Genomic DNA, 24,236 nt, shown 5'->3' on the forward strand with positions numbered 1-24,236 from the left:
TCAGCAGAGCGGGACGTTCACCGCGAGCCCGCCCATCGCGGTCTCCTTGTACTTCGACGACATGTCCGCCCCGGTCTGCCGCATCGTCTCGACGACCTGGTCGAGCGACACGTGGTGCACCCCGTCGCCGCGCAGGGCCATCCGGGCGGCGTTGATCGCCTTGTTCGCCGCGATCGCGTTCCGCTCGATGCACGGGATCTGCACCAGGCCGCCGATCGGGTCGCAGGTCAGCCCGAGGTTGTGCTCCATCGCGATCTCGGCGGCGTTCTCGACCTGCTCCGGCGTGCCCCCGAGGACCTCGGCGAGCCCCGCAGCGGCCATCGACGCCGCGGATCCGACCTCGCCCTGGCAGCCGACCTCGGCGCCGGAGATCGACGCCCGTTCCTTGTAGATCGACCCGATCGCGCCGGCGGTGAGCAGGAACCGCACGACGGCGTCGTCGCGTTCGGCGGCGGGGGCCTCGGCGACCGTGGGCACGTAGGTGAGCGCGTAGTACAGGACCGCGGGGATGATGCCGGCTGCGCCGTTCGTCGGGGCGGTGACGACACGGCCGCCGGTGGCGTTCTCCTCGTTGACCGCCATGGCCACGAGGTTCACCCACTCCATCGCGAAGAGCGGGTCGTGGTCGGGGTCCTCGCGGGTGAGCTGCTCGTGCCAGGTGGCGGCGCGACGGCGGACGTCGAGTCCCCCGGGCAGGCATCCGCCCCGGCGAACCGATCGGTCGACGCACGACTCCATCACGCCGTGGATCCCGAGCAGCCCCGAGCGGATCTCGGCGTCCGTCCGGGTGACGGCCTCGTTCGCCAGGGCGACGCCGCTGATCGGCAGGCCGGAACGGGCACACGCGGCGAGCAGCTCGGCGCCGCTCGAGAACGGGTACGGCACGGCGTCGTCGACCGGGATCGCGGCACCGGCGACGGCAGCCGACGCGTCCGCCGCGGGCTCGGCCGCCTCGTCCCGTGCGATGAACCCGCCACCGATCGAGTAGTAGGTCTCGTCGGCCAGGTCGGCCCCGGCGGCGTCACGGGCGCGCAGCCGCATGGCGTTCGGGTGCCGCGGCAGCATCGTCAGGGGGTGCAGGACGATGTCGGCGAGGCGGAACGGCACGCTCGCACCGCCGTCGAGCCGCAGGACACCGTCGCGCTCCAGGGTGTCGAGCGCGAGGACCATGGCATCGGGGTCGACGGTCTCCGGGTGTGACCCCATGAGCCCGGCGACGACGGCACCGAGCGTGCCGTGGCCCTGCCCGGTCGACGCGAGGGACCCGTACAGGTCGACCACCACGGATGCGACGGGCAGGCCACCGACGAGGGTGGCGAACTCGGAACCGGCCCGCATCGGGCCGACGGTGTGCGAGCTCGAGGGGCCGACACCGACGCTGAACAGATCGAAGACGGAGACCGGCACGTCGCCACACTAACCCGTCCGGACGGACCGGTGCTCAGCGCGCGACCCCGGACCCTTCAGCGGCGCCGACCGCCCTCGGGCGGCATCACGAACCACAGCACGACGTACGCGATCCACAGCGGCCCGGGGAAGAAGCTCAGGATGACCCAGACCACCCGGACCAGGGTGCGGGACAGGTTGAAGCGATCGGCGAGACCGGCGCAGACGCCGGCCAGCAGACGACCGTTGCGGGGACGGGAGAGTGTGCTCATACCGACGACGCTACGCAACCCCGCCGGTCGAGCGCATCCGGGACGCACCCCGAGCGTGGTGGGGGAAACCCCCGGACCGGCCCTGAGCGGCCCCGGGATCAGGGGATGAGGACGATCTTGCCGCGGGTGTGGCCCCGCTCGAGCTCCTCGAAGGCGTCCTGCACACGGTCGAGCGGGTAGGTCGCGGCGAGCGGCACCTCGATCGCGCCGTTCGCGACCTCCAGTGCGAGCGCCCCGAGGATCTCCGGGTCGGCGGTGTCCGCGCTGCCCGAGGCCTTCGCCCCGACCTCGGCGGCCTCGTCGAAGGCGATGATCGTCTCGATGCGGTCGACCGGCACCCCGAGGGCGATGCCGAGCCGGACGTACTCCGCGCCGTGGGTGTCGATGACGGCGTCGATGCCGTTCGTCGCGAGTTCGGTGATGCGCTCCTGCAGCCCGTCGCCGTACGCGACCGGCCGTGCACGCTTGGAACGGAGCCACTCGTGGTTCGCCTCGGAGGCGACGGCGATGACGTCGATGCCCTCGTTCGCGAGCAGCTGGGTGACGAAGCCGCCGACCCCGCCGGCGGCGCCGGACACGACGACGGTCTCGCCCGGACGCGGGTCGACCGCACGCACGGCTGCGGCCGCGGTGGTCGCGATGACGTCGAGGCCACCCGCCACGGTCCAGTCGAGCAGGCGTGGCTTCTGGACGACCTGGACGGCCGGCACGGAGACGTACTCGGCCTGGCTCGCGCGGTCCCACGACCAGCCGATGACCTCTTCGCCCTCGTCGACGCCGTCCACCTCGGCGCCGACGGCCACCACGATGCCGGCGAAGTCGGTGCCCTGCCCGGACGGCAGGTCGCCGCCGAACGCCCCCTGGCGGATGGCCGACTCACCGGGGTTGATGCCTGCGGCGCGGACGCGGACGAGCACCCGCCCGGGCGTCACCTCGGGAACGGGCACCTCGGCGACGTGCAGGACCGATCGGTCACCCCACTCGTCGAAGCGGACAGCGCGCATGGTCTCCGGGATCTCAGTCATCGGGACCGACGCTACCCCGGAGCGCGGTACCCGGTCTGCGTGGACCGCTCCATCCCTGCGAGGACGCGAAAGCGAGAGGGTGCGAGACTGGGGGCATGCCCATCCTGAACAAGGACATGCAGGTCTGCATGTCGCTGGCCGCGCGACCGAGCAACATCGGCACCCGCTTCCACAACTACCTGTACGACGAGCTCGGCCTCAACTTCCTGTACAAGGCGTTCACCACGACCGATCTGCCCGGCGCCGTCGCCGGCATCCGCGCGCTCGGGATCCGCGGCTGCTCGGTGTCGATGCCCTTCAAGGAGGCGATCATCCCGCTGGTCGACCACATCGAGGACTCCGCCGCCGCGATCCAGTCGGTCAACACGGTCGTTAACGACGACGGCGTGCTCACCGCGTCGAACACCGACTACGAGGCGATCGCCGCCCTGCTCGGGTCGCACCAGGTCGACCCGGCTTCGCGGGTGCTGCTCCGCGGCTCGGGCGGCATGGCCAAGGCCGTCACGGCGGCGTTCCGCGGCGCCGGCTTCGACCGGTTGACGGTCGTCGCCCGCAACGAGCAGACCGGCCCGGCCCTGGCATCGCAGTACGGCTACGACTGGGTGGCCGACGAGCACGAGGCAGGGGAGACCGACCTGGTCGTCAACGTCACCCCGCTCGGCATGCGCGGCGACCAGCAGGACGCACTTGCCTTCGCGCCGGAACGGATCGAGGCGGCGCACACCGTCTTCGACGTGGTCGCGTTCCCGTCGGAGACCCCGCTCGTGCGGGCGGGACGCGATGCCGGCAAGCACGTCATCACCGGTGCCGAGGTCATCGCCCTGCAGGCGGCCCGTCAGTTCGAGCGGTACACGGGCGTCGCACTGACCGACGACCAGGTGGCGCGGGCCAGCGAGTTCTCGCGCGCCGAGTAGTCGACGCACCCACAGGGCGGACGGGAGGACCGTGGCGGCGCCGCCACGGGCCTCCCGTCCGTTCGTGGGGACGTCTCAGGCGTTCGCCGCGCGCCCGACGGCCACCCACTCGAGGCGGCGGAGGGTCTCGCGGTTGCGGATCCAGATGAGCGGCTGCATGAGGAAGTCGGGTACGTACGAGCCTGGTCCGGCCACCGCGTTCTCGGTGATCGTGACCTTGCTTCCGTGCCGGTGCGGTTCGACGGTCAGCTCGACGCGGGCCTCGCCGATGGGCCAGCCCTTCGGCTGGATGACCATGCGGTGCGGCGGCTCCCACACCAGCGACGTCGTGACGTCGTTGATGACTATCGGCCACGCGCCGAACGAGTGGTGCAGGTGGGTACCGACCTGCGGCCAACCGGACTCCTCCTTGCGCATGCGCGAGGCCCCGACCACCCAGGTCGTGTAGAGCCACCCGTCGCCGAGCACGTCGAAGACGGCTTCGGGACGGCAGTGCAGGATGCGGACGTTCTTCGCCATGGTGATCAGCCTTCCGGGGTGAGGTCGACGTCCTCCGGCAGGCCGAAGGTGTGCCGGAGTGCGCTCTTCGCCGCGTGCCACCCGGCCATGCCGTGCACGCCGGGGCCGGGCGCGGAGGACTCGGAGCACAGGTACATGCCGCCGCCCATCCGCCACGGGTCGCTGGACAGGACGGGGCGCTTGACGAGCTGCCAGAAGCTCGCGGCACCGGCGGCGATGTCGCCACCGACGTAGTTCGGGTTGTACTCGCCCATCTGCACGGCGGTACGGGAGCTCGACGACAGGATCGTGTCACGGAACCCCGGCGCGAACCGCTCGATCTGGCGGGTGACGGCCTCGGTCGGGTCGACGTCCGACCCCGCCGGGACGTGTGCGTAGGCCCAGAAGACGTGCTTGCCCTTCGGGGCGCGGGTCGGGTCCACCACGGTCGGCTCCGCGCCGAGCACGTACGGGCGCTCGGCGTGCTGCCCGTGCGCCACCGCCCGTTCGGCCTCCGCGATCTCCTGGCGGGTCCCGCCGATGTGCACGGTCCCGGCCTTCCGCAGCGACTCGTTCGTCCACAGCACCGGGTCGGACAGCGCGAAGTCGACCTTCGCCGCCGCGTTGCCGAACCGGAAGCGCCGCAGTGCACCGTGCTTCGGGGTCGGGATCTGCTTGCCCGCGATCCGGAGCATGCCCGGCACGCTGGTGTCGAACAGCACCGCCTTCGCCGGGGTGAGGTCACCGAGCGACCGGACCTCCTGCCCGGTGACGATGCGGCCGCCGTGCGCGACGAGGTCCGCGGCGAGCGCGTCCACGATCGCCTGGCTGCCACCGATCGGCACCGGCCAGCCGCGGGCGTGCGCGTACGAGCCGAGCGACAGGGCAGCCGCCGCGGTGGACAGGGACGGCAGGTGCTGGATCGAGTGCGCGGCGACGCCGGACACCATCGCCGGGGCGGCCTCGCCGCGGAAACGCAGGTTCCATGCCGCGGTGCCCTGCTCGAGCGCCCGCAGACCGAAGCGCAGGACCGTCAGGGGGTGCCGCGGCACGTGCAGCAGCGCGTCGGTCGCGAAGTCGGCGACCTGGTCCGCGTTCTCCGCCAGTGGGGCCATCAGCTGCTGGAAGGCCGGCCCGTCCACCCCGAGCTCGGCGGCGGTGCGGTCGAGGTCCTGGTAGGCGATGCCCGCGCGACCGCCGTCGAGCGGGTGGCCGTACTGCACCTCGGGCAGGCGGAGCTCGATGCGCTCCTCCATCCGGAACAGCCGGAAGAACTCGGACTGCAGGGCCATCGGGTGCACGGCGGAGCAGACGTCGTGCAGGAAGCCGGGCAGGGTGAGCTCGGCCGTGCGGGCGCCCCCGCCGATCGTGTCGTTCCGTTCGACGACCTCGACCGACAGTCCGGCGCGTGCGAGCGTCACCGCTGCCGCGAGCCCGTTCGGTCCCGCTCCGACGACCACCGCATCAACCATGCACCGAGCCTAGGGACTCGTGACTGCGTGTGATGTCGGTCAGGTGCGCGAGGTGTCGGGGTCGGCCGGGTCCGACTCGTCCTGGTCACCATCGGCGTCGTCGGGCTCGTCGGCGTCGACCGGGGTCGATCCGACGGGGTGCTCGGCGAGCAACTCGGCGAAGTCCTCGTCGAGCATCTGCTGCAGCCGGTCGTCACGGCCGATCTCGTAGTCGTCGGCCGGACGCTGTGCCCACCCGAGCCGTCCGACGACGGTGGTGCCGATGTCGTCCCAGGCGCGGGCCCGCGCGGCGAGCACGATGCCGTCGACGAAGTGCTGGTCGTCGCGCCGCTTGTCGAGCATGGCGGCGAGCTGCTCGTACGTGGCCTCGCGCATCCGGAGCTTCAGGTCGTCGCCCCGCCGGTAGTCGTGCTGGTGGCGGGAACGGCCCTTCTGCTTGCTCGAGGTGGAGCGGATCTCCCGCATGCGTGCGGCGTCGCCCCGCTCTTCCTCGGCCATGCGGTGGAGTTCCTCGCGCGTGGCCTCGGCGATGAGCGCGTGGTCGAAGTACCCCTGGTCACGCAGGGCGTTCGTGATGATGCGGTTGGCCACCGCGATGGTGACGGCGGCCTTCGCGATGAGGAAGCCCTCGTCGACCGCCCGCTTCAGTTCGACCTGGCTGATGGGTCGATCGCGCACGTCGTGGTTGCGTCGTCCGAACAAGGCCATGCTCCGACGATACCGGCGACCGGTGTCGGTCGGCCTGCACGAGGGAGTCGTTCGTCAGAGCAGCAGGCCATACACCGCGACGTCGACCCGCTCGAGCCCGAGGGGCAGCGCGCCACGCAGGGTGCCCTCGTGCGTGAAGCCGAGCCGCTCGGCGAGCCCCCGGCTCCGCGCGTTGTCGACCGCCGTCCGGATCTCCATCCGGGCGGAGCCGCGCGCCCGGGCGACCCCGATCAGCACCGTGGCGGCCCGCCGGACGACACCACGGCCCTCCTGTCCGGCGTCCACCCAGTAGCCGAGCGATGCCTGGCCCAGGTACGGGTCGAACGTCAGCGAGGCCACCCCGACGATCCGGTCGTCCTGGCGGATGACGCAGGGCAGCGCGCGGTCCATCGCGAACTGGCCGAGCAGGCGCTCGGTGTGCAGGGCGATGGTCTCGCGGGTCTGCGGATCCCATGCCCAGGGCTCGGCGGCCCGCAGACGATCGGTGTTGGCGTGCACGAGTGCGAGCACCTGGTCGACCGTCGTCAGGTCGCGCAGCGTCAGCGTGGAGCCGTCACCGAGGTCGCGTCCGAACGTCGTCACCGTCCAGACACTAGGCACCCCTGCCTGTCACTCGTACCGGAGCGCCTCGATCGGGTTCTGCCGAGCGGCTCGTCGTGCCGGCAGGGTGCCGGCCAGGAACGCGATGAACATCACGACGAGGATGATCGTGGCGACGGAGCCCGGCGCGAACTGCATGATCTGCAGCCCCGGCAGGTCCTTGAGGAGCGTGCCGGCCAGGACGTTCGAGATCCCGGTGCCGAGCAGGATCGCGACCCCGGCGCCGATGGCACTGCCGAGGAACCCGATGAACACCGCCTCGAGCGAGAACAACGTGTAGACCTTGCCGCCGCCCATGCCCATCGCCTTCATCAGGCCGATCTCGCGGGTGCGCTCCTGCACGCTCATGAGCAGCGTGTTGATGATGCCGAAGCCGGCGGCGACGAGCGCGATCACGGCGAAGGCGTTCAGGACCCCCACGATGCCGCTGATGACGGTCTGGAACTGGCCGAGCTGGTCCTGGATGGTCTGGCCGAGGAACCCGTCGTCGGCCAGGGACTTCTTGACCGTGGTCACGGATGCGCCGGTGTCGAGCGTCGCGGTTGCGCTGGCGTAGGACGTCGCGATCGAGTCGGGCTTGCCGATCTCCTGCGCGGCCTGCATGGCGTCGGTCAGTGCGGCGTTCGCCCCGGCACCGCTGCCGAACAGCGATTCGTTCTGCACCCCGACGACGGTGGCGGTGAGCGTGTGCTCCTTGCCCTGGTAGTCGTCGACGGCGATCGTGAGCTCCTTGCCGACGGCGGCCGAGGCGCTGCCGAGACCCATGTTCTTCAGGTAGTCGGTCGGCAGCATCACCTGGTTGGCGTCGGTCTCGTCGTCGAGCTGCTTGCCGCTCGCCAGGTCGGCGTCGAGCTCGCCGGCGTTGGCGGTGAGCGACACGACGTACTTGCCCTGGTCGCCGTACTCGGCGTACTTCGGTGCGAGCGCGACCGCCGGACGGAGGTTCTTGATGCCGTCCGTCTTCTCGATCGCGTCGACGTCGGACTGCGACAGGTACGAGAACGACGCGGGGCCACGGTCGACGCTCTGACCGGAGGCCTCGGGGTCGTACTTCGCCGGGCCACTGTCGGTCGAGGTGGAGTCCACGGCCTTCGTGACGACCAGGGTGCCGTCGTCGCCGATCGAGGAGACCTGGCTGTCGATGTAGTTGCTGACGCCCGTGCCGATGGCCGAGGTGAGCGTGATCGTGAAGGCGCCGATGAAGATCGCGATGACGGTCAGGGTCGTGCGCAGCTTCGAGCGGAAGGTGTTCGAGACCGCGGTGCGCAGGAGGTCGAGGAAGTTCATGCGGAGTGCCTTCCGTGCGTGGCAGACGCGCCGACCGCGTCGTCGGGTCCGCCGACGATCAGGCCGTCGCGGACGTTCACGCTGCGGTCGCAGCGCGCGGCGAGCTCTTCGTCGTGCGTGACCACGACGAGCGTGATCCCCCGCTCGCGCTGCAGCCCGAACAGCATGTCCTCGACAACCTGCCCGGTGTTCGTGTCGAGGTTGCCGGTCGGCTCGTCGGCGAAGATCACGCTCGGCTCACCGACCAGCGCCCGGGCGATGACCACGCGCTGCTTCTGGCCGCCGGACAGGTCGTTGGCGTCGTTCTTCGCCTTGTCTGCCAACCCGAGAGCGTCGAGCGCCGCCATGCCCCGGCGCTTGCGCTCGGCTCCGGAGACGCCGGCGATCTTGAGCGGGAGCACGACGTTGTCGAGCACGGAGGTCTTCGGCGTCAGGAAGAACTGCTGGAACACGAACCCGAAGGTGCTGTTCCGGGTGCGGTTGACCTGCCGCGCTCCGAGCGTTGCGGCGTCGGTGCCGTCGAGCAGCACCTGTCCGGCCGACGGCTTGTCGAGGAGCGCGAGCAGGTGCATCAGCGTCGACTTGCCGGAGCCGGACTTGCCGACGATCGCCAGGCTCTCGCCCTGGTGCACCGCCAGCGACACCCCCTTGAGCGCGTCGAACCGCGTCGCGCCGCGGCCGTAGGTCCTGGCGAGGTCACGGGCCTCGAGCACGGGAGTGGTCATGGGTTCACCGTAGTGTCCGATGCACGACTGCAAGTTTGCGTTTGCTGTAGATCATGTGACGTTCCGGTTACAGTCGGGCCATGCCCGACTCCGCGACGCCGTCAGAACTCGGTCTCCGTGACCGCAAGCGCATCGAGACCCGCAACCGCATCGCCGAGGCGGCTCGGTCCCTGGCCCTCGAGCAGGGCGTCGACGGCACCACGATCGAGCAGATCGCAGCACGGGCCGACGTCTCCCCGCGGACGTTCTTCAACTACTTCGAGAGCAAGGAGGACGCGGTCCTCGGGCACACCGAGCTCGACCTCGAACCCGCCACCCTCCAGGCGCACCTGGCCGCCGTCGCGGGGGAGCCGGCGGCGCAGGCCGTCGTGGACCTGGCGTTCCTGGTGTTCGGGTCGTCGTTCGGCGACGAGCACGAGCGGCTCGAGCGCAAGGCCGTCATCGTGCGGTTCCCGCAGCTGATGCGTCGGCAGGTCGCGCGGATGACCACGGTCGCCGAGGCGATGACCGGCGCGGTGCGCACGATCCTCGAACGCGACCCGGCCTGGGGGCCGGAGGCGGCGACCCCGCAGGCGGCGGAGATGCTGCTCGGCATGTGCATGACGGGGCTCCGCAGTGCCGCTCGGCACGAGGGTTCCGACCCGGAACAGGTGCGGGCGGCGGTGGTCGCGTCGATCCGCGACACGGCTGCGCGCATCGCCGCGGCCTGAGACGCGACCACGAACGGACGGGAGGCGTGGTGCCAGCTGGCACCGCGCCTCCCGTCCGTTCGTGGGGACGTCGATAACGGTCAGGGCTTCGTGATGAAGCCCTCCTCGACCATCCAGTCGAAGGCGACGTCCGCCGGCTCACGCCCCTCGACGTCAACCTGACGGTTCAGCTCCTGCAGCACCGCGTCCGTCAGCTTCGGCGAGATCTGGTCGTAGATCCCCTCGAGCTGCGGGTACTCCTTGAGCGTCTTCGAGTCGATGACGGGCGCGACGTTGTACGCCGGGAAGAACCCCTTGTCGTCCTCGAGCACCGTCAGCCCGAGCGACTTGATGCGGCCGTCGGTGGTGAAGACCTCACCGAAGTTGCACTTGCCGCGGTCGGTGGCCGTGTAGACCGTGCCGGTGTCGAGGATGCTGACGTTGCTGCTCGGGACACCGTTCGACCCCGAACCACCGAGCTCCAAGCCGTACTTCTTGAGCATCGGCTTGAAGCCGTCGGCACGCGAGTTGAACTCCGACTCCACGCAGAACGTGCGCTGGTCGACCGGCAGCTTGGTGATGTCGGAGAGCGTCTTGACGTCCCCGAGCTCCTTGACGGCCTCGTTGCGGACGGCGAACGCGTAGGTGTTGTTCATCGGCGCCGGCTCGAGCCAGGTCAGCCCGTTGCCGGCGTCCTCCTTCTTCACCGCCGTCCACTGCTCGGTCTTGTCCGGGATCCCCTTCGTGTGCCCCATGAAGGTCAGCCAGGCGGTGCCGGTGTACTCGTACGTGAAGTCGGCCGCGTGCGAGGTCATCAGCTCACGGACCGCGACGCTGCCGGGCACGTTCGTCTCGTCGGTGACGTCGAACCCTGCGGCCTTGGCGGCGAGCACGGCGATCTTGCCGAGCACGAGCTGCTCGGTGAAGTTCTTCGACGTCACGGTGATGTGGGCGCCGGCCGGCAGGTCGTCGATGCGCTGGATGGAGCCGGCGCCGGCCTCGGGCACGAACGACGTGGCGGGCTGCAGGCCGCACCCGGTCAGGACGAGGGCGGTGGCACCGGCGACGAACGCGGCGGCTCCGACCCGGGTGCGGGTGCGGGTGCGGCGGGTGCGGCGGGTGCGGCGGGTCATCGGAGTCCCTTCGGTCGTGCGACCGTCTCGACCACGCGGCCGAGCCAGTCGATGGAGAGGGCGAGCAGGGCGACGAGCAGGGCCCCGGCGACGAGCACCTTCGGCAGGAACAGGGTCACGCCCGTGGTGATGAGCAGACCGAGTCCGCCCGCGCCGACGAAGGTCGCCAGGCTCGCCGTGCCCACGAGCAGCACGAGGGCGGTCCGGATGCCCGAGAGCATCACGGGCACCGCGAGCGGCAGTTCGACGCGCATCAGCACGCTGAAGGCGCTCATGCCCATGCCGCGACCGGCCTCGACCAGGCGGTCGTCGACGCTCTGCACGCCGATCATGGTGTTCCGGAGCACCGGCAGGATCGCGTAGAGCACGAGCGCGATGACGGCGGACGAGCTGTTCAGGCCGAGCCAGGCGGCGAGCAGCACGATGAGGCCGACGGCCGGGGCCGCCTGCCCGAAGTTCGCGACGGCGAGCACGTACGGGCTCGCCCGGCGCAGCGGCCCGCGGGTGAGCACGACGCCCAGCGGGATGCCGATCACGAGCACCAGGACCGTCGACTGCAGGGTCAGCACGAGGTGCTGGCCGGTCAGGGCCAGGATGTCCGCCGGGTTGAGCGTCGTGCGCTCCGTCGGGGTCAGGTCCGCCGTCGCGAGCCACACCGCGAAGCCGGCCAGGACGACCAGGATCGCGATCGGCTGGAACAGCAGGCCCTTCCACGAGGTGCTCGCACCGGTGGCGGGGCCGGCAGCGGCGACTGCGCTCACAGGTCTTCTCCGGTGGGCATGGCCGACACCGGTGACGACGGCATGGTCTCGATCGGGTTCGTGTTCGTTCCGACCGGCGTGTAGGCCTGGTCGCCTGCGGCGGTCGCGCGGGAGCGGGTGATCGCCTCCATCACGGTCTCGACGGTGATGACCCCGCGGAACGCGTCACGACGACCGGTGACGAGCGCGGCGCCGGCGCTCGAGACGAGCATGGTGTCGAGCGCGTCGTTGAGGGTCGCGGCCTCGCCCACGACGGGCAGGCCGGGCTCGACGCCGTCGGGGATGCGGTCGAGGCGCTCGAGCTGGCGGCGCGACGGCCACCCGATCGGGCGCTGGCGGTGGTCGACGACGACGGCGTGCTGGTGCCCGCCGGCCTCGTTCATCCGCTGCAGCACGGCCTTGACCTCTTCGCCGGGCGAGCACGTCACGGCGGACTCGACCTCGACGTCGCGCACGCGGTTCAGCGTGAGCTGCTTCAGGCCCGCGCCGGAGCCGATGAAGTTCTCGACGAACTCGTTCGCCGGCTCGGCCAGGATCCGCTCCGGAGTGTCGTACTGCACGATGTGCGCACCCTCGGTGAAGATGACGATCCAGTCGCCGAGCTTCACGGCCTCGTCGAAGTCGTGCGTGACGATGACGATCGTCTTGTGCAGTTCCTCCTGGATGCGCAGCAGCTCGTCCTGCAGGCGCTGGCGGGTGATCGGGTCGACCGCACCGAACGGCTCGTCCATGAGCAGGACGGGCGGGTCAGCCGCGAGCGCACGGGCCACGCCGACGCGCTGCTGCTGGCCACCGGAGAGTTCGCGGGGGAACCGGTCGCGGTAGGTGTCGGGGTCGAGCGAGACCAGGTCGAGCAGCTCGTCGACGCGCGCCGCGATCTTCTCCTTCGACCAGCCGAGCATCTTCGGCACGATCGCGATGTTCGCCGCGACCGTCATGTGCGGGAAGAGCCCGCCGGCCTGGATCACGTAGCCCATGCGGCGGCGGAGCTCGTCGCCGTCGATGCCCGTGACGTCGTCGTCGCCGACGACGATCCGGCCCTGGGTGGGCTCGATCAGACGGTTGATCATCTTGAGGGTCGTCGTCTTGCCGCAGCCGGACGGGCCGACGAGCATGACGATCTTGCCGGCCGGGATCTCGAGCGTGATGCCGTCGACGGCGGGCTTCGACTGCCCGGGGTACCGCTTGGTGACCTCGTCGAGCAGGATGCTGCGCCCGGTGACGTCCCCGTCGGGCGCGGTGGTGGTGGCGGAGTCAGTGCTGGACACGGATACCTCTCGAGATGGTCAGGCGGCCGAGGCCGATGAGGAGCAGGTCGAGGACCAGGGCGAGCAGGACGACGCCGACCACCCCGACCACGACGGAGAACAGGGCGTTGGCGCCGCCGAGGCGGGACAGCCCGGAGAAGATGAAGCCGCCGAGCCCGGGGCCGAGCGCGTACGCGGCGATGGCGGCGATGCCCATCACCATCTGCGCGGCAACGCGGACACCGCTCAGGATGATCGGCCACGCCATCGGCAGCTCGACCTGCAGCAGGGTGCGGAACCGGCTCATGCCGATGCCGCGCGCCGACTCGACGACGGCAGGCGGGATCTCGGCGAGACCGACGACCGCGTTGCGCAGGATCGGCAGCGCGGCGAAGAAGACGACCGTCACGACCGACGGCAGGACGCCGAAGCCGAGCGGGACGATGAGCAGGCCGATGACGGCGAACGACGGCAGGGTGAGGCCGATGGCCGACACCCCGTTCGCGAACGCGGTCAGGCGCGGGCTGCGGTAGACGAGTGTGGCGAGCACCACGGCGATGACCGTGGCGAGGACGACGCACTGGACGACCAGTGAGAAGTGCTGCCACGATGCGAACCAGATCTGGTTCCATCGCTCCACGACGTACTGGAACACGGGTGGGCGCTCCCCTTCCGGTCGGCTGAACTGCCCACAGATCGGGGCACGAGCTCGGCCAAAGCTACGCAGCAGCTGGACCGGTTGTACAACGCAACCCCACCGAGACGGCGGTTTCCCTTGCAGTTGCGAGGATGACAACCCCTGATCAGCAGGGGTTCACCAGGGCGAGCCTGGGAGAACGGTAACGATCGGTCTGCGTGCTCGGCTATGCGCCGAGGCCGCGCAACCCCGCTCGCTCAGCGATGTCGACGAGCTGCTCGCGCCACCGGACCCATTCGTCCGGGGACTTGTCGGCCAGGTTGCCGTCACCGTCGCCGGCCAGGCCGTCGAGCATCTCGCGCACGATGTCGGCGTGACCCGCGTGCCGAGCGGTCTCGTACGCCATGTGCACCAGGATCCGGTGCAGCGTGACCTCCCGGTGCCCCTCCGGCCACCACGGCACGGTCCCGGTGGCGGTGAGGTCGAGCGCCTCGATCGTGGCGTCGGCGTGTTCGGCACTCCGGTGGTGGAAGGCCACGATGTCGGCCATGGTCTCGTCGAGCGAGGCGTACATGTCCTCGCCGTCCTCCGACTCGAGCCAGGCGGGCTGGTCCGGCAACGGCCGCCCGAACACCTCGCCGAAGTAGCCGGCCTGCACCCCGGCGACGTGCTTCACCAGCCCGAGGACGTTCGTGCCCGTCGGCGTCACCGGCCAGCGTGCCTGGCGCTCGGCCAGCCCGTCGAGCTTGGCCAGCAGGGCGGCGCGGTGCTTCTGCAGGTACCGGTGCAGCGTCCGCTTCACCGCGGCGTCGGCGGCAGCGGCGTCCGCGTGCGCGCCCGCGCCGTCCGCGACCGCCGCACCGTCGGGGTACCGCGCTGCCCCTTCGTCCGACAGCAGGGCGTTGCCGCTCGCCGCCAGGGTGCCGGTGCTCGCGGGGTGCACCTCGGGGACCGCTTCGACGTCGCTCATGCCCCCGATCGTGCCACCCGGAGCTCCTGCAGGCGCGTCGACTCCTGCACGGCGACCCGTTCGGCCGTCAGGAGCAGCCCGGCGACCTCGGCGCCGGTGCGTGCCGGGGCGTCGTTCCAGCTCGTCAGGTCGCGCACCCGCCCCATCCGGATGTCCGGCGCGGGGCACCACAGCACGGGCTCGCCCTCGTCGCGGGCGAGGGCGTGCCACACGACGTCGAGCGCGTGCTGCACCCGGGGCGCGTGCACCGCGTGCGGCCCGCCGGCGGCGGACACGACCGCGCCGACCAGGCAGGCACCGACGAGCGGCCGGCCCTGCACGTCCATCGCGGCGGCGCTGGAGGCCTTGCGCTCGCGGCCGTGCTCGTCGAGGTAGGCGAACCAGGCGTGCTGGACCCACCCGCGTTCGACGACCGCGCGGGCGTCGGAGAGCAGGTGGACGAGTTCGCCGAGTTCGCGGACCCGGTCGTCGACCCGTCGCGCGCGGGCGGCGGCGCGGCGGTCCGACAGACGGTCGAGCAGGCCGCGGAGACCGCGTCGCTCGGGTCGGACGGGGGCGGTGGAGGCGTCGGTGGCGACGTCGTGCTGGACGCGGAGCTCGAGGGTCATGGTGGCCCCTCCGATCGGCTGTGCACGGATGGTGCGGTCACGATAGCCCCGCGGGGACTCAGTCGTCCAGCACCGCGTCGATGCTCCGTCGCGCGACGCTCCGGAAGGCGCGTTCGTCGGCGGTCGCCAGCGCGGATGCGAGCGCGACCGCCCACCCCCGTGCGCGCAGCCAGGTGGCGTCCGGGGCCGCGACGCGCGCCCGGAACGCGGAACGCCCCGGTACGTCGAGCGTCAGCCAGGCGGTCGCGAGGTCGACGGCGGGGTCGCCCGCGGTGACGTCCCCGAAGTCGACCACGGCCGACAGGCGGTCGACTCCGTCCGACGAGTCGACGAGCAGGTTGAAGGGGTGCAGGTCGCCGTGCACCCAGACGGGAGGCCCGGCGTACGCGGGCACGACAGCTGCGGTCCGCCACAGCGTGGCCAGCTCTCCGGCCCGGTGCACGCCGTGCTCGTCGAGTCGCGTCAGCACGGCGTCGCTCCGCGACACGAGCGGCACCGCACGGAACGGGTTCACCGGGGCGTCGGTCGGGGCGGGGACGTGAAGGAGCCCGACGAACGCGGCGAGCGCCTCGGCGACGGGGACCCCGGCTGCACGTTCACCGATCGCCGTACCGGGCAGCCACGGCACGATGCTCCACGACCACGGGTACCCGAGGGCGGGGCGTCCGGTGCGCACCGGGGCCGGCACCGGGACGACCGATCCGACCCGGGCGGCGATGTCCGGCAACCAGCGCTGTTCGTGCTCGACGAGCCGTGCGGCCAGCTCCCGACGGGGGACCCGGACGGCCAGGTCGTCGCCCAGACGCAGCACGATGTTGTCCCAGCCGTTCGCGACGACCTCGAGCGGGAGGCCCGCCAGGTCGGGGTGCTGGTCGCGCAGCAGGGACCGGACGAGCGGGACGTCGACGTCGACCTCGGCAGCGGGTGTGGGCACCGCGTCAGGCTAGTGGGCCGCCGGACACATGCCCGCGAACTGGGGCCGGTGGCGCGACACCCTTCTCGGTAGTCTCAGAGGCGAGGTGACGTGGGTGTTTCCCTGGGGGGACCCGCGTCACTCCGGAGCGATGAGCGCGACGAGCCGCGGGATCTCCGGACGCAGCCGTTCGGTGACGAACGCGTCCAGCAGGACCGTCCAGAGTTCCCGCAGGCCCGCGAACAGGTCGGCCCGGCGGGTCATCACGTCCGAGACGGTCTGCACGCCGGTGTAGGCGCGGACGACGACCCGGCCGACCAGGTCCGGGTCCCACCGCGGGTCGAGCTCGCCCACCTCGACGGCCTGCCGCGCGAACCCGGCGACCACCGTGGTCCAGTCGGTGTACGGGTCCTGCCGGGCGACGTCGCTCGCGGCCACGTCGGTCGACAGGCGCACCCCGGCGCTCACGACGACCTCGGACGTCATCTGGACCGCGAGCCCCTGGCACAGCCACATGATCGACTCGAGCGGAGTGGTGCCCCGCGCCACCGCGGCCTCGCCGTAGCGGCGCGAGATCGCGTGCTGCTCGGCGACGACGGCCCCGGCCATGTCGGCCTTCGACGTGAAGTGGAAGTACAGCGCACCCTTGGTCATCCCGATGCGTTCGGCAATGCCGTCCATCGAAGCACCGACGTACCCGCGTTCGTCGAACTCCGCGGCCGCGCCCTCGATGATCGCCGTCCGGGTCGCGAGCGACCGCTGCTGCCGGGTCGGTCGGTCCTGCGCCATGGGGTCCGATCGTAGTCAGCGCTCGCTGCCGCCGGGGTCCACTGGCCGCATTCGGCAGGCGTTCGGCCGGGTGCCCTACGGTCGGTCGCCATGGACGAATGGCGGAACCCTGCGCGCTGGGCACGGACGGGTCGGTGGCTGCTGCTGCCGATCGCGGTGCTGGACTGGGTCGCGCTCGCGCCGCAGACCATCGTGGTGCTCGCGTTCCTGATCGCCGTCGTCGGGCTCGCCGGCATGGGTGCGGCCCTCGTGGTGCACATGCTCCGCCGGTCCCGTGGGGCGATGGCCGGCCTCGGCGTGGTGCTGCTGCTCGGCGGGCTCGTCGTGTTCGGCCTCGACCCGTTCCCGGGCTCGTTCCCGCTCATCCAGTCGTGGTGGCCGGAGTCGATCACGCAGCCGCAGCACGTCGGCAGCGCGTACTGGCAGCTCGCCGGACTGGGCATCGAGCTCGCCGGGTTCGCCCTGCTCGCCACGCTGCTCGTGGTCTCGCTGACCGGCACCCCGCGCCCGCGGACGGACCGCTTCCGCTCCTGACGCACGCGGCATGCACGCGGCATGCATGCTCAGTGCCGCGTGAGCACCACCAGCGTGACGTCGACCACGGCGTCCGTGGGGACCGCCGTGCGCACCCCTTCGATCACGGTGGCCCCGTCCGGAGCCGAGCGCACCAGCACGGCGAGGTCGTCCAGGTGCCGGAGCCCCTCCAGTGACAGGACGCCCTGGGTGCAGATCGCCAGCCGGTCACCGGGTTGCAGGTCGAGCGCGCCGGGCGACCTGGGGATCGACGCCGGCTGCAGCCCGAGCGGTAGGTCGAGCGGGTGCAGGACGCGAGCCGGACCGTCAGCGGGGACGAGCACTGCGAGGCCGTGGCCTGCGTCGCCGAAGTCGACGTGACCCGACGTCGGGTCGAGCCGCAGGTGGAAGAGCGAGCCGACGGCGTCCGCAGCCGACAGGTCGGCGGTGACCTGCGCCTCCAGGCCGACCATCGCGTCCGACATGTCGGTGCCGGTCCGTGCCGCCACGGCACCGCGGACCGCCGCGGCGAGCAGGCCCGACGCCGGGCCGGCGGCGCTCACCCGGCCGACGGTGACGTGCAGGGCACCGTCCGGTGCGACACGCCAGTCGGCGACGTCACCCCCGCCGTCGTCGTGCTGGGCCACCAGGACGTCGAGGTCGTACCCCGGCACCGCCACCGGGTCCGGCACCAGGCCGTCGAGCACCCGACGGACCCGCCCGCGGTCGATGGCGACGCCGAGCTCGCGCTCCGCCCACCGGGCCAGGTCACCCAGCAGGGCGACGTCGTCCGGCGAGAACGTACGCGGAACCGCGTCCATCAGGCACAGCGTGCCCACCCGGGTGCCGTCGACCATGGTCAACGGTGCGCCCGCGTAGAACCGGATGCCGTGCTCGGCCACCGCCGCCGTGTGCGCGAACCGGGCGTCGAGCGACGCGTCCGGGATCACCATCGGTTCGCGGGTGAGCACCGTCGACGCGCAGAACTGCTCGCTGGCGGGGACACTCGACCCCTGGTGCCAGCCGAAGGTCGACTGCGTGGTGACGAGGTCGTGGTGGACGAGGTTGAGGAAGGTCAACGGGACGTCGAACGCCTCGTGGGCCATGCGGGTGATGCGGTCGAAGCGCTCCTCGGGTCCTGATCCCAAGATGGCGAGCGCCTCGATCACCGCGGTGCGCTTGTCCGCACCGTCGAGATGGTTGGTCACCCGGCCTGTCTACCCCCATCGTCCGACAGGAACCAGTCCCGTGGGTGGGGGTCAGCCGTCAGCTCGCGGCGCTCGGACACCGGGGCGGCCCAGGCGGCGGCGTTCGACAGCACGCGCTGGATGTCCGGGTGGTGGTAGACGGGGTACTCCTGGTCGCCGGGCGAGAAGTAGAAGACCTTGCCGAGCCCCCGGCGGTAGGCGACGCCGGAACGGAAGACCTCGCCGCCGGCGAATGTCGACAGGAACACCTCTTCGTCGGGGCGCGGGATGTCGAAGTACTCGCCGTACATCTCCTGCCGGTCGATGACGATCGGGTGCGGGACCCCGGCGGCGATCGGGTGCTCGGGCGCGACGGTCCAGACGAGTTCGCGCTCGCCGTCGTTCCGCCACTTCAGCGAGCAGGTCGTGCCCATCAGGCGCTTGAACGGCTTGGAGTAGTGGCCGGAGTGCAGCACCACCAGGCCCATGCCGGCGTGCACGGCGTCGACGACCAGGTCGACGACGGCGTCGCTCACCTCGTCGTGGGCGGCGTGGCCCCACCAGAACAGCACGTCCGTGGTTGCCAGTCGTTCGGCGGTGATGCCGTGGTCGGGTTCCTGCAGGGTGGCGGTGGAGACGTCGGCCCCGGGCTGCAGCTGCCGGAGCGCCTCGGCGATCACGGTGTGCATACCGTCGGGGTAGTGCCCGATGACCGTCGCGTCACCGCGGGTCTCGTGCACGTTCTCGTTCCAGACGACGATGTTCAGGGGACGGTTCTCGGTCGACGGCGACATGGGACCCACGCTACCCGTGATCGCTTTGCGCAGGTCCTGGCGTTTTCTGATCGTTTGGCCTACCTTCGGATCACAATCGCGCAGGCGACGGTGCCAGGGGGTGCCGGTCACCGCCCGCGCCGAGGACAGGGGCTCGTCCGATGCAGCACCGCACCATCACCACCGTCGCACTCGCGGCGGCGCTCGCGCTCGCCGTACCGACCACCGCGTGGGCATCACCCACCGGCCACCACCCGACACGGACCGCGACCACCTCGACCGTGACCTACACGGCGAGCGACGCGGTCATCCCGAACCCCTCGCGCGGGTTCGACCACACCACCGAGACGCACTACCGCGCCGACGGCACCGGGTACACACCGCTCGACGCCGCGACCCTCCGGGGCTACCGGGCCGAGGGCGTCACGCAGGTCGTCCGGGTGTTCTACATGGAGGCGTTCGTCCAGCAGCGGCAACTCAGCCCGGCCTGGCTCGCGCTCGTGCAGCACGACTACGACACCGCGCGCGCAGCCGGCGTGGGTGTGATCACGCGGTTCGCGTACGTCCAGGGTGGCTCGTACCCGTACTCGGCGCCCTACGGTGACGCCGACCTGCCGACCGTGCTCGCGCACATCGAGCAGCTCACCCCGACGCTCCGCCGGAACGCCGACGTCATCCCGACCCTGCAGGGGGGATTCATCGGGCTCTGGGGCGAGGGCTACTACACCGACCACTTCGCGAGCGACCCGGCGAACCCGGGCGTCCTGACCGAGGCCGACAAGGACGCCCGACGACAGGTCCTGCAGGCCGAACTCGCCGCCCTGCCCTCCAGCCGCTCGGTCCAGGTCCGCACGATGCAGATGAAGCAGGACGCACTCCGCACGCCGTCCGGCACGGCCGGGGCACTCACACCGGAGCAGGCGCACGACGGGTCGGCAGCGTCGCGCATCGGGCACCACAACGACTGCTTCCTCGCCTCGCCGGACGACTTCGGCACGTTCCTGAGCAACCCGCTGTCGCTCGACCAGGACTACCTGGCGGCGGAGTCGCGGTACGTCCCCGTCGGTGGTGAGACCTGCGCCGTGAACGCGCCGCGGACCGAGTACCCGTCCGCCTCGGCCGAGATGGCGAAGTACCACTACAGCTACCTCAACCTCGACTACAACAAGGACGTCCTGGCGACCTGGGGTGCGGAGGGCATGACCGACGCCGCGAAGAAGCTCGGCTACCGCTTCACGATGACGTCGAGCACCGCCACCTCTGGCGCGAAGCCGTCGGTGGCGGTGTCGATCCGGAACGACGGCTGGGCGGCGCCGTACAACAGCCGCCCCGTGCAGCTCGTCCTGACCGACGGCGATCGCCGGGTGACCGTGCCCGTGGCCGCCGACGCGTCGTCCTGGCAGCCGGGACAGACCGTGACCGTCCGGGCGTCGCTGGCCGACGTGCCGAACGGGCGCTGGAGCGTCGCACTCGCCCTGCCCGCGCCGGAGGCCTCGGTGGCGGCGAACCCGGCCTTCGCGATCCAGACGGCGAACACCGGCACGTGGGACGCGAGCGCGGGTGTGAACCGCCTCGGGCAGACGGTGGTCGTGCGGCACTGAGCGGACCTGCAGCGCGCCCCGGGTCGGACGATCCGGGGCGTTCTGCTGTCTGTCAACCGGGTCCGCCACGATTGACGGCATGACTCCGCGCTCCCTGTTCCGCGCCGCTGCGGTCGCCGAACTCGTGACCTGGACCCTGCTCATCCTCGGGATGGTGCTCAAGTACGGCCTGGACGCCGGCGACTGGGGCGTCCGCATCGGCGGTGGGGTGCACGGCTTCGTGTTCCTGGCGTACCTGGTGGTCACGACGGTCGTGGCGGTGAACCAGCGGTGGTCGTTCGGGGCGCTCGTGCTCGGCTGGGCCAGTGCCGTCGTGCCGTACGCCACGGTGCCGTTCGAGGTCGCGGTCGCCCGCCGCAGCATGCTCGAGGGCTCCTGGCGCCGCTCGCCGGACGCCCACTCGGGCTTCTGGGACCGTCTGCTGTTCTTCGTGGTGCGTCGGCCCGCCGTGGCCGCGGGCATCGGGGTCGTGGCCGTCGCCCTGGTGTTCACCGGGCTGCTCGCCGCCGGCCCGCCCGTGCCGTCCCGCGGCTGACGCGACGAGCGCCCACGCGTCACTTCGTGAGCAGCGGTGGTCGGGTTCGTGGTGCGGACGCGACCATTCCTGCTCACGAAGCGCGGCGGTGGTCGCGACCACGGCCGGACGGGAGGTGGGCCCCACCAGCCGGTACCGGCGCACCGCGCCAGCGGGGTGACGGCCGTGCCTGGAGGGACGGTGCCAGCTGGCACCGGGCCTCCCGTCCGTCGGCTGGTCGCTGCTAGAGCGCTGCCAGCGCCGCGTTCAACGTGGCGGACGGACGCATGACCGCGCTCGTCTTGGCGTCGTCGGGGCGGTAGTAGCCGCCGATGTCGGCCGGGTGGCCCTGCACCGACACGAGCTCGTCGACGATCGTGCGCTCCTGCTCACCGAGCTTCGCCGCGAGGTCCGCGAACGACGCCGCGAGCTCGGTGTCCTGGGTCTGCGCCGCGAGCTCCTCGGCCCAGTACTTCGCCAGGTAGAAGTGGCTGCCGCGGTTGTCGATCGAGCCGAGCTTCCGACCAGGGGACTTGTCCTGCTCGAGGAACGTCCCGGTGGCACGGTCGAGGGTCTCGCCCAGGATCTTCGCCCGCTCGTTGCCCGTCACCCCGGCGAGGTGCTCGAGGCTGACCGCCAGCGCGAGGAACTCGCCCAGGCTGTCCCAGCGCAGGTAGTTCTGCTGCACGAGCTGCTGCACGTGCTTCGGCGCGGAACCACCGGCACCGGTCTCGAACAGGCCGCCACCGCCCAGCAGCGGGACGACGGAGAGCATCTTCGCCGAGGTGCCGAGCTCCATGATCGGGAACAGGTCGGTCAGGTAGTCGCGCAGGACGTTGCCGGTGACCGAGATGGTGTCCTCGCCGCGGCGGATGCGCTCGAGCGAGAAGCGCATGGCGTCCTCGGGCGCGAGGATCTCGATCTGCAGGCCCTCGGTGTCGTGCTCGCCGAGGTACTCGCGGACGAGCCCGATCAGGTTCGCGTCGTGCGCACGGGTCTCGTCGAGCCAGAACACGGCCGGCGTCGCGGAGGCACGGGCGCGGGTGACGGCGAGCTTCACCCAGTCGCGGATGGCGACGTCCTTGGTCTGGCAGGCGCGCCAGATGTCGCCGGGCTCGACGTCGTGCTCGATGACGACGTCGCCCGAGGCGGTCGTGACGCGGACCACACCGGCGCCGGGCAGCTCGAAGGTCTTGTCGTGCGAGCCGTACTCCTCGGCCTTCTGCGCCATCAGGCCGACGTTGGGCACGGAGCCCATCGTCGACGGGTCGAAGGCGCCGTGGGCGCGGCAGTCGTCGAGCACGGCCTGGTAGATGCCGGCGTAGCTCGAGTCGGGGATGACGGCGAGGGTGTCGTGCTCGTCGCCGTCCGGGCCCCACATGTGGCCCGAGGTGCGGATCATCGCGGGCATCGATGCGTCGACGATGACGTCGCTCGGCACGTGCAGGTTCGTGATGCCCTTGTCCGAGTCGACCATGGCGAGCTCGGGGCCGTCGGCGATGCCCTGCTTGAAGGCACGCTCGATCTCGGCGCCGTTCGGCAGCGCACCGAGGCCGGCGAGGATCGAACCGAGGCCGTCGTTCGGGGTCAGGCCCGCGGCGGCGAGGTCGGCGCCGTAGCGCTCGAACACCGACGGGAAGAACGCCTTGATGACGTGGCCGAAGATGATCGGGTCCGAGATCTTCATCATCGTGGCCTTGAGGTGCACGGAGAACAGGACGTCCTCGGCGGCGGCGCGCTCGATCTGCTTGCGCAGGAACGACTCGAGTGCGGCCACGTGCAGCACGGTGCCGTCCACGACCTCGCCCTGCAGCACGGGGATCGACTGCTTGAGGACCTGCTCGCTGCCGTCCTCGGCCACGAAGGTGATCGTCAGGACGTCGTCGGCGGGGGCGATCCAGGACTTCTCGTTCGACCGGAAGTCGTCGACGCCCATGGTGGTGACGTTCGTCTTCGAGTCACGCGACCAGGCGCCCATGCGGTGCGGGTGCTTGCGGGCGTAGTTCTTGACGGACAGGGGTGCGCGGCGGTCGGAGTTGCCCTCGCGCAGCACCGGGTTGACGGCGCTGCCCTGGACCCGGCCGTAGCGGGCGCGGACGTCGCGCTGCTCGTCGGTCGTGGCCTCGTCCGGGTAGTCGGGCAGGTCGTAGCCCTGCGCCTGCAGTTCCTTGATCGCGACCTTGAGCTGGGGGATCGACGCCGAGATGTTCGGCAGCTTGATGATGTTCGCCTCGGGGGTCTTCGCCAGGTCGCCGAGTTCGGCGAGGGCGTCGTCCAGGCGCTGCTCGTCGGTGAGCCGCTCCGGGAACTGGGCGATGATCCGGCCGGCGAGCGAGATGTCGCGGGTCTCGACGTCGACACCCGCGGTGCCGGCGAAGGCCTGGATGACCGGGAGGAAGGAGTGGGTGGCGAGGAACGGCGCCTCGTCCGTGAGGGTGTAGATGATCTTGGCCATGCTGGCGGGTACTCCCTTGTTCGACCGTCGGTACGTCCACGGTACTCGTGGCGCAGGATGTCTCGACATCAAGATACATGGCCCCCGCTTCCGCGCGGCAGATGCTCGGCCGACACCCTGGAGGCGCACTGTCGACACATAGGAACGGTGCGTGGACTGGTCTTCCGCAGCACCAGAGCGAGGGAGAGCGCGCATGACCACCACACGGCAGACCCCGGACGACTTCGGCTGGACCGCGGAGGACCTGCGGTCCGCCTACGCCTCGGACGGCAGCGGCCCCTACCGCTACGCGCCGGACGGCTCCGGCCCGTTCTCGTACGACCCCGACGGCTCCGGTCCCTGGCTCGTCGGCCCCGAGCCCCGACGGAGCACGAAGCGGTTCGCACCGCGTCAGCGTGGCAGCCGGTCGCGCTTGCGGCGGATCGGGACGGCCTGCACCGCCGGAGCGCTGGCACTCGTGCTCGCCGTCGGCAGTGTCTCCGTCGTCGCGCACGCCGCTCCGCCACACCCGTCGCTGCAGGCGGGCGCCGCGCAGGGCCCCGGATCCGACGGGGCCTGA

At 71.3% G+C, this 24,236-nt stretch carries 26 protein-coding genes; 6 read left to right on the plus strand and 20 right to left on the minus strand.

The window, feature by feature from the left end:
- The 3 genes from DEI96_RS17300 to DEI96_RS17310 form a co-directional block, all read right to left on the minus strand.
- The gene (locus tag DEI96_RS17300; RefSeq protein WP_111023367.1) at positions 1 to 1,407 is read right to left on the minus strand and encodes an L-serine ammonia-lyase; all 1,407 of its coding nucleotides are present in this window, start codon (positions 1,405 to 1,407) and stop codon (positions 1 to 3) included.
- A 56-nt stretch (positions 1,408 to 1,463) separates the two neighbouring features.
- Complete coding sequence (locus tag DEI96_RS17305; RefSeq protein WP_027466823.1) at positions 1,464 to 1,658, minus strand: PspC domain-containing protein; 195 nt, start codon at positions 1,656 to 1,658, stop codon at positions 1,464 to 1,466.
- A 98-nt stretch (positions 1,659 to 1,756) separates the two neighbouring features.
- Entirely contained in the window at positions 1,757 to 2,683 is a 927-nt protein-coding gene (locus tag DEI96_RS17310) for an NADP-dependent oxidoreductase (RefSeq protein WP_258372825.1), read from the minus strand.
- A 95-nt stretch (positions 2,684 to 2,778) separates the two neighbouring features.
- On the opposite strand from DEI96_RS17310, the gene DEI96_RS17315 reads away from it, so the two are divergent.
- Positions 2,779 to 3,597 (plus strand): shikimate 5-dehydrogenase, encoded by an 819-nt coding sequence (locus tag DEI96_RS17315; protein ID WP_111023369.1) that lies wholly within the window; start codon positions 2,779 to 2,781, stop codon positions 3,595 to 3,597.
- Positions 3,598 to 3,672: 75 nt separating this feature from the next.
- Here the strand turns inward: DEI96_RS17315 and DEI96_RS17320 are convergent, their stop codons facing one another.
- From DEI96_RS17320 to DEI96_RS17345, 6 genes are read right to left on the minus strand one after another with little or no spacing between them, the layout of a single operon-like run.
- Positions 3,673 to 4,116 (minus strand): SRPBCC family protein, encoded by a 444-nt coding sequence (locus DEI96_RS17320; protein WP_027466826.1) that lies wholly within the window; start codon positions 4,114 to 4,116, stop codon positions 3,673 to 3,675.
- Positions 4,117 to 4,121: 5 nt separating this feature from the next.
- On the minus strand, positions 4,122 to 5,567 hold the full coding sequence (locus DEI96_RS17325) for a phytoene desaturase family protein (protein ID WP_111023371.1): 1,446 nt from the start codon (positions 5,565 to 5,567) through the stop codon (positions 4,122 to 4,124).
- Positions 5,568 to 5,606: 39 nt separating this feature from the next.
- Positions 5,607 to 6,275 carry a hypothetical protein gene (locus DEI96_RS17330; protein ID WP_111023373.1) on the minus strand — a complete coding sequence of 223 codons (669 nt, stop codon included), beginning with the start codon at positions 6,273 to 6,275 and terminating at the stop codon, positions 5,607 to 5,609.
- Positions 6,276 to 6,329: 54 nt separating this feature from the next.
- Positions 6,330 to 6,857 carry a GNAT family N-acetyltransferase gene (locus tag DEI96_RS17335; protein ID WP_181440536.1) on the minus strand — a complete coding sequence of 176 codons (528 nt, stop codon included), beginning with the start codon at positions 6,855 to 6,857 and terminating at the stop codon, positions 6,330 to 6,332.
- Positions 6,858 to 6,884: 27 nt separating this feature from the next.
- Complete coding sequence (locus DEI96_RS17340) at positions 6,885 to 8,162, minus strand: ABC transporter permease (RefSeq protein ID WP_111023377.1); 1,278 nt, start codon at positions 8,160 to 8,162, stop codon at positions 6,885 to 6,887.
- Positions 8,159 to 8,887: an ABC transporter ATP-binding protein gene (locus tag DEI96_RS17345; RefSeq protein WP_111023481.1), complete on the minus strand. Its 729-nt coding sequence runs from the start codon at positions 8,885 to 8,887 to the stop codon at positions 8,159 to 8,161. Before DEI96_RS17345 ends, DEI96_RS17340 begins: the two co-directional genes overlap by 4 nt.
- A gap of 80 nt (positions 8,888 to 8,967) precedes the next feature.
- On the opposite strand from DEI96_RS17345, the gene DEI96_RS17350 reads away from it, so the two are divergent.
- Positions 8,968 to 9,597 carry a TetR/AcrR family transcriptional regulator gene (locus tag DEI96_RS17350; protein WP_111023379.1) on the plus strand — a complete coding sequence of 210 codons (630 nt, stop codon included), beginning with the start codon at positions 8,968 to 8,970 and terminating at the stop codon, positions 9,595 to 9,597.
- 80 nt (positions 9,598 to 9,677) lie between these two features.
- Here DEI96_RS17350 and DEI96_RS17355 read toward each other — a convergent pair whose 3' ends face one another.
- From DEI96_RS17355 to DEI96_RS17390, 8 genes are all read right to left on the minus strand, one after another.
- Positions 9,678 to 10,709, minus strand: a complete 1,032-nt coding sequence (locus DEI96_RS17355) for a glycine betaine ABC transporter substrate-binding protein (protein ID WP_111023381.1) — start codon at positions 10,707 to 10,709, stop codon at positions 9,678 to 9,680.
- A complete protein-coding gene (locus tag DEI96_RS17360; protein ID WP_111023383.1) occupies positions 10,706 to 11,470 on the minus strand; it encodes an ABC transporter permease in 765 nt (254 codons plus the stop codon). The genes DEI96_RS17355 and DEI96_RS17360 overlap by 4 nt, the downstream gene beginning before the upstream one ends.
- Positions 11,467 to 12,738, minus strand: coding sequence for an ABC transporter ATP-binding protein (locus tag DEI96_RS17365; protein WP_017887899.1), 1,272 nt, complete (start codon positions 12,736 to 12,738; stop codon positions 11,467 to 11,469). The genes DEI96_RS17360 and DEI96_RS17365 overlap by 4 nt, the downstream gene beginning before the upstream one ends.
- Positions 12,725 to 13,372 (minus strand): ABC transporter permease, encoded by a 648-nt coding sequence (locus DEI96_RS17370; RefSeq protein ID WP_071245638.1) that lies wholly within the window; start codon positions 13,370 to 13,372, stop codon positions 12,725 to 12,727. The genes DEI96_RS17365 and DEI96_RS17370 overlap by 14 nt, the downstream gene beginning before the upstream one ends.
- A 208-nt stretch (positions 13,373 to 13,580) precedes the next feature.
- Entirely contained in the window at positions 13,581 to 14,324 is a 744-nt protein-coding gene (locus DEI96_RS17375; protein ID WP_111023385.1) for a DinB family protein, read from the minus strand.
- Positions 14,321 to 14,932, minus strand: coding sequence for a DUF6197 family protein (locus DEI96_RS17380; protein ID WP_111023387.1), 612 nt, complete (start codon positions 14,930 to 14,932; stop codon positions 14,321 to 14,323). The genes DEI96_RS17375 and DEI96_RS17380 overlap by 4 nt, the downstream gene beginning before the upstream one ends.
- A gap of 58 nt (positions 14,933 to 14,990) precedes the next feature.
- Positions 14,991 to 15,866, minus strand: coding sequence for an aminoglycoside phosphotransferase family protein (locus tag DEI96_RS17385; protein ID WP_111023389.1), 876 nt, complete (start codon positions 15,864 to 15,866; stop codon positions 14,991 to 14,993).
- A 117-nt stretch (positions 15,867 to 15,983) separates the two neighbouring features.
- The gene (locus DEI96_RS17390) at positions 15,984 to 16,634 is read right to left on the minus strand and encodes a ScbR family autoregulator-binding transcription factor (RefSeq protein ID WP_111023391.1); all 651 of its coding nucleotides are present in this window, start codon (positions 16,632 to 16,634) and stop codon (positions 15,984 to 15,986) included.
- 90 nt (positions 16,635 to 16,724) lie between these two features.
- On the opposite strand from DEI96_RS17390, the gene DEI96_RS17395 reads away from it, so the two are divergent.
- Entirely contained in the window at positions 16,725 to 17,168 is a 444-nt protein-coding gene (locus tag DEI96_RS17395; protein WP_111023393.1) for a disulfide bond formation protein B, read from the plus strand.
- 29 nt (positions 17,169 to 17,197) lie between these two features.
- On the opposite strand, the gene DEI96_RS17400 is transcribed toward DEI96_RS17395, so the two are convergent.
- Positions 17,198 to 18,355 carry a GAF domain-containing protein gene (locus DEI96_RS17400; RefSeq protein WP_111023395.1) on the minus strand — a complete coding sequence of 386 codons (1,158 nt, stop codon included), beginning with the start codon at positions 18,353 to 18,355 and terminating at the stop codon, positions 17,198 to 17,200.
- On the minus strand, positions 18,352 to 19,128 hold the full coding sequence (locus DEI96_RS17405) for a ThuA domain-containing protein (RefSeq protein ID WP_027466841.1): 777 nt from the start codon (positions 19,126 to 19,128) through the stop codon (positions 18,352 to 18,354). The genes DEI96_RS17400 and DEI96_RS17405 overlap by 4 nt, the downstream gene beginning before the upstream one ends.
- Before the next feature lie 140 nt (positions 19,129 to 19,268).
- On the opposite strand from DEI96_RS17405, the gene DEI96_RS17410 reads away from it, so the two are divergent.
- Positions 19,269 to 20,708 (plus strand): DUF4832 domain-containing protein, encoded by a 1,440-nt coding sequence (locus tag DEI96_RS17410; RefSeq protein WP_111023397.1) that lies wholly within the window; start codon positions 19,269 to 19,271, stop codon positions 20,706 to 20,708.
- Positions 20,709 to 20,787: 79 nt separating this feature from the next.
- Positions 20,788 to 21,243 (plus strand): DUF3817 domain-containing protein, encoded by a 456-nt coding sequence (locus DEI96_RS17415; RefSeq protein WP_111023399.1) that lies wholly within the window; start codon positions 20,788 to 20,790, stop codon positions 21,241 to 21,243.
- 223 nt (positions 21,244 to 21,466) lie between these two features.
- Here DEI96_RS17415 and DEI96_RS17420 read toward each other — a convergent pair whose 3' ends face one another.
- Positions 21,467 to 23,677, minus strand: coding sequence for an NADP-dependent isocitrate dehydrogenase (locus tag DEI96_RS17420; protein ID WP_111023401.1), 2,211 nt, complete (start codon positions 23,675 to 23,677; stop codon positions 21,467 to 21,469).
- A gap of 193 nt (positions 23,678 to 23,870) precedes the next feature.
- Here DEI96_RS17420 and DEI96_RS17425 point away from each other — a divergent pair, with 193 nt between their 5' ends.
- Positions 23,871 to 24,236 (plus strand): hypothetical protein, encoded by a 366-nt coding sequence (locus DEI96_RS17425; protein WP_111023403.1) that lies wholly within the window; start codon positions 23,871 to 23,873, stop codon positions 24,234 to 24,236.

It is taken from the genome of Curtobacterium sp. MCLR17_031 (assembly GCF_003234775.2).
Lineage (GTDB): Bacteria > Actinomycetota > Actinomycetes > Actinomycetales > Microbacteriaceae > Curtobacterium > Curtobacterium flaccumfaciens.